This window comes from Streptomyces marokkonensis, from assembly GCF_008312835.1.
In the GTDB taxonomy this organism is placed as follows: domain Bacteria; phylum Actinomycetota; class Actinomycetes; order Streptomycetales; family Streptomycetaceae; genus Streptomyces; species Streptomyces marokkonensis_A.
The window spans coordinates 124,326-133,720 of record NZ_VSKS01000022.1 but is presented as its reverse complement, the minus strand read 5'-3'; the positions used below and the strand labels follow the sequence as shown (position 1 = coordinate 133,720).

Sequence of the window (9,395 nt, the reverse complement as noted above, 5' to 3'; positions counted from 1 at the left end):
ACCCGGTCCAACCCCGGCGCACCCTCCACACCCCGCACCACGTCCACCAGCGACCAGCCCACGAACTCACCCAGCGCCTCAGCACACTCGGCGAACCGAGCCGCGAACACCGGCGAGCCATCAAGAAGCTCCACCGCCATCCCCACCCACTGCGCCCCCTGCCCCGGAAACACGAACACCGGAGAGGAAGCGGCAGCCAGCACCGAACCGGACACCACCGGTTCCCCGGCCACCATCACCGACCGGCACTCGAACGCCGACCGCGTCCGCCACAACGACCAGGCCACATCCACCGAGTCGAGGAGGTCGGCGTCGGCGGTGAACTCCACCAGCCGTGTTTCCTGTTCCGCGAGCGCGGCCGGAGTCCGGGCCGAGACGAGCCAGGGAAGGGTGACGTCACCAGCGGGCCTGTCGACGGCCGGGGGGTCGGCCGCTGCCGCGGCTTCCAGGATGACGTGGGCGTTGGTGCCGCTGATACCGAAGGACGACACCCCGGCCCGACGCGGGCGACCCGCGTGCTCCTCCCACGTCCGGGCCCGCGCCAGCAGCTCCACCGAACCCGACGACCAGTCCACGAGCGGCGACGGCTCATCCGCCCTGAGCGACTTGGGCAGGGTGCCGTTCCGCATCGCCTGCACCATCTTGATGACGCCCGCGACGCCGGCTGCCGCCTGCGTGTGCCCGATGTTGGACTTCACCGACCCCAGCCACAACGGCCGGTCGCCCTCCCGCTCCTGCCCGTACGTGGCCAGCAACGCCTGCGCCTCGATCGGATCACCCAGCCGCGTTCCCGTACCGTGCGCCTCCACCACATCCACATCACCGGCAGCCAACCCCGCATCCGCCAAAGCGGCGCGAATGACCCGCTGCTGCGACAGACCGTTGGGAGCCGTCAGACCGTTCGACGCACCGTCCTGATTGATCGCCGAACCCCGCACCACAGCGAGCACCTGATGCCCGTTCGCCTCGGCGTCCGACAGACGCTCCAGCAACAGGACGCCCACTCCCTCAGCCCAGTTGGTACCGTCCGCGCCGGCGGCGAAGGGCTTGCAGCGGCCGTCGGCGGCCAGTCCGCGCTGGCGGCCGAACTCGACGAACATGCCCGGGCTGGACATCACGGTGGCACCGGCGGCGACGGCCAGCGAGCATTCGCCGGTGCGCAGGGCGCGGACGGCGAGGTGCAGGGCGACCAGCGACGAGGAACAGGCCGTGTCGACCGTCACCGCCGGGCCCTCCAGCCCCAGCGCGTAGGCGATGCGCCCCGATGCCACGCTCGCCGTGGTGCCGGTGAGGACGTGGCCCTCGACACCTTCTCCGGCTTCGTGCAGGCGTGGTCCGTACTCGGGTGCGGTGGCACCGACGAAGACGCCGGTGGCGCTGGCGCTCAGGTCGCGCGGGTCGAGGCCCGCCCGTTCGACGGCCTCCCAGGTGGTCTCGAGGAGCAGTCGCTGCTGCGGGTCCATCGCCGTCGCCTCGCGCGGCGAGATGCCGAAGAACCCGGCGTCGAACTCGGCCGCGTCGTGCAGGAATCCGCCTTCGCGGACGTAGGTGGTGCCACTTCGGTCGGGGTCGGCGTCGTAGAGGGTGCCGAGGTCCCAGCCGCGGTCGGTGGGGAACGCGGAGACGGCGTCGGTCTCCTCGCGGACCAGGCGCCACAGGTCCTCCGGGGTGCGCACTTCTCCGGGGAAGCGGCAGCCCATCGACACGATGGCGATCGGCTCGTCACCGGAGTCGTGACGGGCCGCGGGGACCGCCGCGTCGGTGACCGAGGGGGCGGCGAGGTGGGCGGCGAGGCGTTCGGGCGTCGGGTACTCGTAGACGGCGGTCACGGGGAGCGGGACCCGGGAGAGAGTGTTGATCCGGTCGCGCAGTTCGACGGCGGTGACGGAGTCGGCGCCGAGTTCCTTGAAGGTCCGCTGTGGGTCGACCAGGGCCGGGTCGGTGTAGCCGAGGACGACCGCGGTGGACTCGCGGACCAGGCGCAGCGCGTCGTCGTGGTCGAGCACGGCGTCGGTCGTGCCAGTCGTGCCGGTCGTGTCGGTCGTGTCGGGGGCGGTCCCGGTGGGCGGTGCCGCCGGGTCCGTGGTGGTGCCGGCCGGGGCCGGGCCGGGGGTTGCGGTGATCCAGTGGCGGCGGCGCTGGAAGGCGTAGGTGGGCAGGGGGACCCGGCGGGGGGCGAGATCCGTGAAGACGGGGGTCCAGTCCACGTCGGCGCCCCTGGTCCACAGGGTTCCCAGGGAGGTCTGGAACCGGGCGGGGCCGCCCTGGTCGCGGCGCAGGGTGCCGGTGACGACGGCCTGCCGGGTGCCCGCGGCGGACTCGACGGTCTCCTGTACCGGGCCGGTGAGGACGGGGTGCGGGCTGACCTCGACGAAGGCGCCGTGGCCGGCGTGGGTCAGGGCGCGGACGGCCGGTTCGAGGAGGACGGGGTTGCGGAGGTTGTCGTACCAGTAGGAGGCGTCGGTGGCCGGGGCGTCGAGCCAGTCGCCGGTGACGGTGGAGAGGAAGGGCACCTCGGGCCGGCGCGGGACGACGGGGGCGAGGAGGCGGAGCATCTCCTCGCGGACGGCTTCGACGTGCGGAGAGTGGGAGGCGTAGTCGATGCCGACGCGGCGGGCGCGGACGTCCTCGCGCTCGGCGGTGGCGAGGATGTCGGTGACGGTTTCCGTGTCGGCGGAGACGACGGTGGAGGTGGGACCGTTGAGTGCGGCGACGGTGACACGGTCGCCCCATCGTGCGACGAAGCCGCGCGCGTCGTCCTCGGCGAGGGCGAGGGAGACCATGCCGCTGCGGCCTTCCAGGGGGACGAGGATCTTGCTGCGCAGGGCGACGACGAGGGCGGCGTCCTCCAGGCTGAGGGCGCCCGCCACACAGGCGGCGGCGATCTCCCCCTGGGAGTGTCCGACGACGGCGGCGGGCCGGATGCCGTGCGACTGCCACAGGGCGGCGAGGGAGACCATGACGGCCCACAGGACGGGCTGGACGACGTCGGAGCGGTCCAGGGACGGGGCATCCCGGTCGCCGCGCAGTACGGCTGCGAGGTCCCAGTCGACGTGCGGGGCGAGGGCGTCGCCGCACTCGGTGAGGCGGGTGGCGAAGACGGGGGCGGTGGTGAGGAGTTCGGCGGCCATGCCCGCCCACTGGCTGCCCTGGCCGGGGAAGACGAACACGGGCCGGTGGATGTCTCCGGCGACCGGACCGCTCGGAACGGCGGTGGTGATGCCGCCGAGCAGAGCGGCGGTGTCGGCTCCCACGGCCAGGGCCCGGTGTGCGAGGGGGGTGCGGGTGGTGAGCAGGGACCACGCGGTGTCGACGGGGTCGTCCCCGGTGGCGCGGACGTGTGCGGCCAGGCGGGCGGCCTGGGCGCGGAGCGCGTCGGGGTCGGCGGCGGACAGCAGCCAGGGCACGGTGGCGGGGGCGGTCCGGTGCCGGCGTTGCGGGTTTCCGCCGGTGGCGGGGGGCTCCTCGAGGACGAGGTGGGCGTTGGTGCCGCCCATGCCGAAGGAGGAGACACCGGCGCGCAGCGGGGTGCCGGGGGTGTCCGGGATCCAGGGGGTGGTCTCGCGCTGGACGCGCAGGCCGAGGCGGTCGAGGTCGATGGCGGGGTGGGGCTCGCTGTGGTTGAGGCTGGGCACGAGTCGGCGGTGCGACAGGCACAGGACCGTCTTGAGGAGTCCGGCGATGCCGGCGGCGCCTTCGAGGTGGCCGATGTTGGTCTTCACGGAGCCGACGGCGAGCGGGGCGCGCCGGCCCTCGGCGGTGCCGAGGACGGCGCCGAGCGCGGTGGCCTCCACGGGGTCGCCGACGCGTGTTCCGGTGCCGTGGAGTTCGACGTAGCCGATGTCGGCCGGGTCGGTCCCGGCGCGCCGGACGGCGTCGCGCAGGACGGCCGTCTGGGCGTCGGCGTCCGGAGTGGTGATGCTGCTGCCCGTGCCGTCGTTGTTGAGGGCGCCGCCGCGGATCACGGCGTGGACGCGGTCGCCGTCGGCCAGGGCGCGGGACAGCGGCTTCAGTACGACGAGCCCGCCGCCCTCGCCGCGCACGTAGCCGTTGGCGCGCGCGTCGAAGGTGTGGCAGGCGCCGTCCGGGGAGAGCGCGCCGAACTGGGCTGCGGCGAGGGAGCTTTCGGGGCTGAGGTTGAGGTGGACACCGCCGGCGAGGGCGAGTTCGCAGTCGCCGTTGCGCAGGCTGTCGCAGGCCAGCTGCACGGCGGTCAGGGAGGAGGACTGGGCGCTGTCGACGGTCATGCTGGGGCCGCTGACGCCGAGCGCGTAGGACAGCCGGTTGGCGATGAGGGACCGGTTGAGGCCGGTCAGGGTGTGGTGTCCCGGGCCCTGTCCCGCGGCGCGGACGACGTCGGCGTAGTCGCAGGTGTCGGCGCCGAGGAAGACGGCGGTGGCGCGCGGGGCGTCGGCGGCGGGGATGCCCGCGTGTTCCAGGGCCTCCCAGCCGAGTTCCAGGGCGAGTCGTGCCTGGGGGTCCATGGCGTCGGCCTCGCGGGGCGAGATGCCGAAGAAGGCGGCGTCGAAGTCGGCGGGGGCGGAGACGTATCCGCCGCGCAGGGGGGCGGTGCCGCCGTGCGGGGTGGGCCAGCCGTCGGCGGGTACGCCCGTGCGCCGTTCCCCGGGCAGGTCGGTGACGGCGCTGCGGCCCTCGGTGAGCAGGTCCCAGTACGCGGCCGGGTCGTCGGCCCCCGGGAGCCGGCACGCGAGGCCGACCACGGCCACGGGCTCGTGGCCCGGAGCGGCATTCCGGACGTCGGTGGGCACCGGCTCGTTCATCGATGGCACTCCAGATACCGAGGGCGGGAGGGATGGGAGCGGTTCACACATTCGCACGCGGGCGGGAGCCGTCCGGCGGTCGGAGGAAACGCTCTAGGGGAATCTCTAGGCACGTCGCGGGCTTCGGCGAGGACGCCGGGCGGCGCGTTCTTCCGTGGCGCCGGCCGGAAGCGGCGGCGGATCGTAGCCAGCGGGAGAAGCGGCCGCAAGGGGCGACGGTCTAGGCGAATGCTCGAACTCGGCGGGGCACGCTGAGAGGGCGGCGATCGGTTGCGTGTCCTTTCCGTGCGGCGTGTCCTGTGGCGCCCGTCCCGGTGCGTCGCGTGCGACGTCGCGTTCCCGAATCGAAAGAAGGGCAGATCCATGACTCCGACAACCGCGCTCGCGTCGTCGCGCGGCGAGGAGGCCGGCACACGGGCGGCCCTGGCCTTGTCGGCGGCGGCCGTCGACGGCGGTGTGCTGAGCGAAGTGGAGCTCGCCGCTTGGCTGGCGGACCGGCGCCGCGCCCAGCCGCAGCGGGTGGAGCGGGTACCGTTCGCGGAGCTGGACGGCTGGCGGTTCGAGCAGGGCACCGGCGATCTGCGCCATGCGAGCGGCGGCTTCTTCGCGGTGCACGGACTGCGGGTCCGCTCGGACTTCGGCCCGGTTCCCGCGTGGGAGCAGCCCGTCATCGACCAGCCCGAGATCGGGATCCTGGGCATCGCCGTGCGGGACTTCGACGGAGTCCCGCACCTGCTGATGCAGGCGAAGTCGGAACCGGGCAACGTGAACGGGATGCAGCTGTCGCCGACCGTGCAGGCGACCAAGAGCAACTACCTTCGGGTGCACGGCGGTTCGGCCGTGAAGTACCTGGAATGCTTCCGCCGTCCCGAACCGGGCTCGGTGGTGGCCGACGTGCTGCAGTCGGAGCAGGGATCGTGGTTCCTGGGCAAGAGGAACCGGAACATGATCGTGCGAGTCGGCCCCGAGGTGGAGGCCGACGACGACTTCGCCTGGCTGACGCTCAATCAGGTCAACATGCTGCTGCGGCAGGACAACGTCGTGAACATGGACGCCCGTACCGTGCTGTCCTGTCTGCCGGACTGGCGGGCGGAGGTCACCGGGCCGGCCGCGTCCCTGCACACGGACACCGAGATCCGCAGCTGGATCACCCGGCGCCGCGCCGAGCACGAGGTGAGCGTGACGCCGATCGGGCTCGACGAGACCAAGGACTGGCACCGCGACCCGTACACCGTGTCCCATGTGAACGGGCGTCACTTCAGCGTCGTGGCCGTCGACGTCGTCTCCGGGCGGCGCGAGGTGGCGGCGTGGTCGCAGCCGCTCCTCGAGCCGCACGGAACGGGCCTGGCCGCGCTGTTCGTCCGGCGGCTGAACGGTGTGCCGCACGTCCTGCTGCGGGCCCGCGCGGAGGCCGGGTTCCTGTCCGTCGTCGAGCTCGGTCCGACGGTGCAGTGCACCGCCGGGAACTACGCGGACCTCCCGCCCGACGCTTGGCCGCCGTACCTGGACGAGGTGCGCGCACGACGCGAGGCGGCGGTGTACGACGTGCTGCTGTCGGAGGAGGGCGGTCGGTTCCTCAACGCCCAGAGCCACTACGTGATCATCGAGGTCGACGACGGCATCCCTCTGGTGTCGGACGAGTTCCGCTGGGTGTCGCTGCGTCAGGTCGACGAGCTCCTGCGCTACAGCCATCATCTGAACGTGCAGGCACGCACCCTGATCGCCGGGTTGAGGTCGCTGTGACGGCGCCGGCGGCACGGCCGTTGCGGCTGGGAGCGATCGGTACGTCGTCGATCGCCGGGCGGCGCGTCCTGCCCAGCGTGACGGGGATGCCGCAGTGGGACCTCGTGGCCGTCGCCGGGCGCACGGCGAAGAAGGCCGCCCAGTACGCGGAGCACTTCGGGTGCGAGGCCGAGGACGACCCGGAGGCACTGCTCGAACGGCCCGACATCGACGCCGTGTACGTGTCGACCCCGACGGCCCTGCACCACGCGTGGGCCGAGCGTGCCCTGCGCGCGGGCAAGCACGTGCTGGTGGAGAAGCCGATCGGTACGGACGCCGCGGAGGCACGCTCCCTGTGCGCCCTGGCGGCGGATCGGCGCCTGGCGCTGCGCGAGAACTACATGTTCCCGCACCACCCGCAGCACGTGAGGGTGCGGGAGCTGGTGGCCGAAGGCCGGCTGGGACGGCCGGTGTCCTTCCGGGCCGCGTTCTGCATCCCGCCGCTGCCGGAAGACGACATCCGCTACGACGTCCGCCTCGGCGGCGGCGCGCTGCTCGACGTCGGGGTCTACCCGCTGCGGGCCGCGGCACTGATGCTCGGGCCGGGACTTGAGGTGGCCGGCGCGACACTGCGCACCCGGGCCTCGGACGGACTCGACCTGTCGGGGCAGGTGCTGCTCGCCTCGCCGTCGGGGGTGCTGGCCGAGCTGGCCTTCGGTTTCGAGCACGCCTACGCGTCGACGTACACGCTGTGGGGCGACCGGGCGCGGCTGACCGTGACGCGCGCGTTCACCCCGCCGCCCACGCACCAGCCGCTGCTGGTCCTGGAGGAACAGGACCGCGAGGAGCGGCTGACGCTTCCCGCCGCCGACCAGTTGAGGCTGCTGCTGGAGGAGTTCGCCGATGCCGTGCACAGGGGCGGAGACGCCACCGGTCCGCATTCCGAATCCGTCGCCGTGCTGGAGCTCGTGGACGCCGTCCGCGCGACGGCGAGACGGGTCGAGGTGCGCTGACGGACAGGGGGCCGCGAGGTGAACAGGGACGTATCCCCACGTGGCCAGGGACTCTCGGACTTTAGGAAAAACCCGATCATGATCCGGCTAATCTGAGGCCATGATGGCCAGGACAGCCAATCCGAACAACCGGACCTTCACGCAGAACGCACGGCGGGCACAGATAGTTCAGGCGGCGATCGAAACGCTCGCCGAATGCGGATATGCGAAGACGTCGTTCACGAGAATCTCGCGGCAGGCCCAGCTCAGCAGCACCGGGATGATCTCGTACCATTTCTCCGGAAAACCCGAGCTGTTCGCGGAAGTCGCCCACACCATTGTCGAGAAGGCCGAAGAAATCGCGGGCGCGCGCATGGATGGCGAGCACACCTGTCGCGGCAAGCTCAGTGCGTACATCGCGTCGGTTTTCGACTTCGTCGCCCGGTATCCGGTCCACACACAGGCACTCATCGAGATCACCAGGATGGTCCGGGACCAGCAGATCGACGGGCTCGACACCATCGAGCACAGCATCATGTCGGTGGACCGGCTCGTCGCGCTGCTCGAACAGGGCCACAGAGCGGGGGAGTTCGCGAGTTTCGACTGTTTCACCATGGCTCTGGCCATGCGCGGCGCCATCGACAGTGTCCTGGGCCACCATCTGTGCGACGTGGCGATGGACCTCGACCGGTGCGCCCGCGAACTGGCCGACATGTTCGATCGCTGCACTCAGGCCGCGTAGCACCGGCTCCGGACGGCACGCCGTCCGTCCCTCACTCCGGGAGCACACCGCATGACCTCCCCCACACCCCGCTCCGAGCCCACTGCACCCTCCCCGGCACACCCCACGACGACTCCCCCCGCCGCGTCCGAACGCCCTGCCTCGCGCTGGGCCTTCGTGATCACCGTCGTCTGCGACATCGTGCTGCCCGTCGGGCTCTACTACGCGCTCCGCGCGGCCGGCGTCGGCGAGATGGCCGCCCTGCTGCTCAGCGGTTCCGCGCCCGCGCTGCACACGCTCCACACCGGGGTGCGCCACCGCAAACTGGACTCCATCGGCGTCTTCACCGTCGCCCTGCTGGTGGTGAGCGCCCTGGCCTCACTGCTGACCTCGGATCCGCGCATCGCCCTGGCCCGCAACGGCCTGTTCACCGCCCTGGCCGGCGTCTGGCTGCTGATCACCCTGTTCACCGCGCGCCCCTTCACCTACCAGGCACTGCGCACCCTCCTGCCGGGACGGTCGGCGAAGCTGGAGCAGTTGTGGGAGTCGGACGCCGCCTTCCGCCGCGTGTGGCGTGGCCTGACCACGCTGTGGGGCGTCGGCCTGCTGTGCGACGCGCTGCTGCGGGTGGTCATGGCGTACACCCTCCCCGTCGACGCCGTCCCCGCGCTGGACGGCGTGCTGTACGCGGCGTCGTGGATCCTCCTCCAGGTGATCACGCAGATCGTCCTGTTCCGGACGCACACCCTGACCAAGATCTTCGGGGAGCGGGGACGGGGCCGGCGCCTGTTCGCCCCGGCCGCCCGGCAGCCGGAAACGAGCGACTGACCCGGCGCCGCCCGGCGCCCCGGTCGCACTCCCTCATGAGCTGGATGACGCCGGGGGCGACGCAGCCAGAGCCGAGGCCGGCGGAGCCTCCGGCACACCGGCCTTCTTCGCCGCCGACCGGAGGCACACCGGCCCAGGCGACACGCCGGCACACCGAGCCGAGAGCTGAGACACGAACGGCCGGGTTCGGCGTACGCAAGGGCTGCCGACGGTCTCCGTGACGATCGCCGCAGTGAGCCCCGGCCACCCGGCTCCCGCCCGGCCGGTCGCACGCGGGGCACCTGTTCGGCCGTGCTCGGCGTGCGGCCGGACCGGCTCGCTCCGAGACTCTCAGCAGAGGAAGGACCTGTA

Annotated in this window: 5 protein-coding genes; 4 read left to right on the top strand and 1 reads right to left on the bottom strand. The window is 72.4% G+C overall.

The annotated features are described in order from the left end of the window. Window positions 1-4,781, bottom strand: a 4,781-nt coding sequence (locus tag F1615_RS29890; RefSeq protein WP_167533897.1) for a type I polyketide synthase, incomplete at its 3' end; no start/stop codon positions are given. A gap of 363 nt (window positions 4,782-5,144) precedes the next feature. Between F1615_RS29890 and F1615_RS29885 the strand changes: the two genes are divergently transcribed. From F1615_RS29885 to F1615_RS29870, 4 genes are all read left to right on the top strand, one after another. Next, window positions 5,145-6,524 (top strand): NDP-hexose 2,3-dehydratase family protein, encoded by a 1,380-nt coding sequence (locus tag F1615_RS29885; protein ID WP_149552169.1) that lies wholly within the window; start codon window positions 5,145-5,147, stop codon window positions 6,522-6,524. Continuing rightward, complete coding sequence (locus tag F1615_RS29880) at window positions 6,521-7,516, top strand: Gfo/Idh/MocA family protein (RefSeq protein ID WP_244328898.1); 996 nt, start codon at window positions 6,521-6,523, stop codon at window positions 7,514-7,516. Before F1615_RS29885 ends, F1615_RS29880 begins: the two co-directional genes overlap by 4 nt. 100 nt (window positions 7,517-7,616) lie before the next feature. Further along, window positions 7,617-8,237 carry a TetR/AcrR family transcriptional regulator gene (locus F1615_RS29875; RefSeq protein ID WP_149552168.1) on the top strand — a complete coding sequence of 207 codons (621 nt, stop codon included), beginning with the start codon at window positions 7,617-7,619 and terminating at the stop codon, window positions 8,235-8,237. 51 nt (window positions 8,238-8,288) lie between these two features. Then, window positions 8,289-9,044, top strand: a complete 756-nt coding sequence (locus tag F1615_RS29870) for a VC0807 family protein (protein WP_149552167.1) — start codon at window positions 8,289-8,291, stop codon at window positions 9,042-9,044. Window positions 9,045-9,395 lie beyond the last annotated feature (351 nt).

Excerpts from the sequence above, each read along its gene's own strand:
- F1615_RS29885 (WP_149552169.1), top strand. The coding sequence starts at position 5,145 with ATGACTCCGACAACCGCGCTCGCGTCGTCGCGCGGCGAGGAGGCCGGC.
- F1615_RS29875 (WP_149552168.1), top strand. The coding sequence starts at position 7,617 with ATGATGGCCAGGACAGCCAATCCGAACAACCGGACCTTCACGCAGAAC.
- F1615_RS29870 (WP_149552167.1), top strand. The coding sequence starts at position 8,289 with ATGACCTCCCCCACACCCCGCTCCGAGCCCACTGCACCCTCCCCGGCA.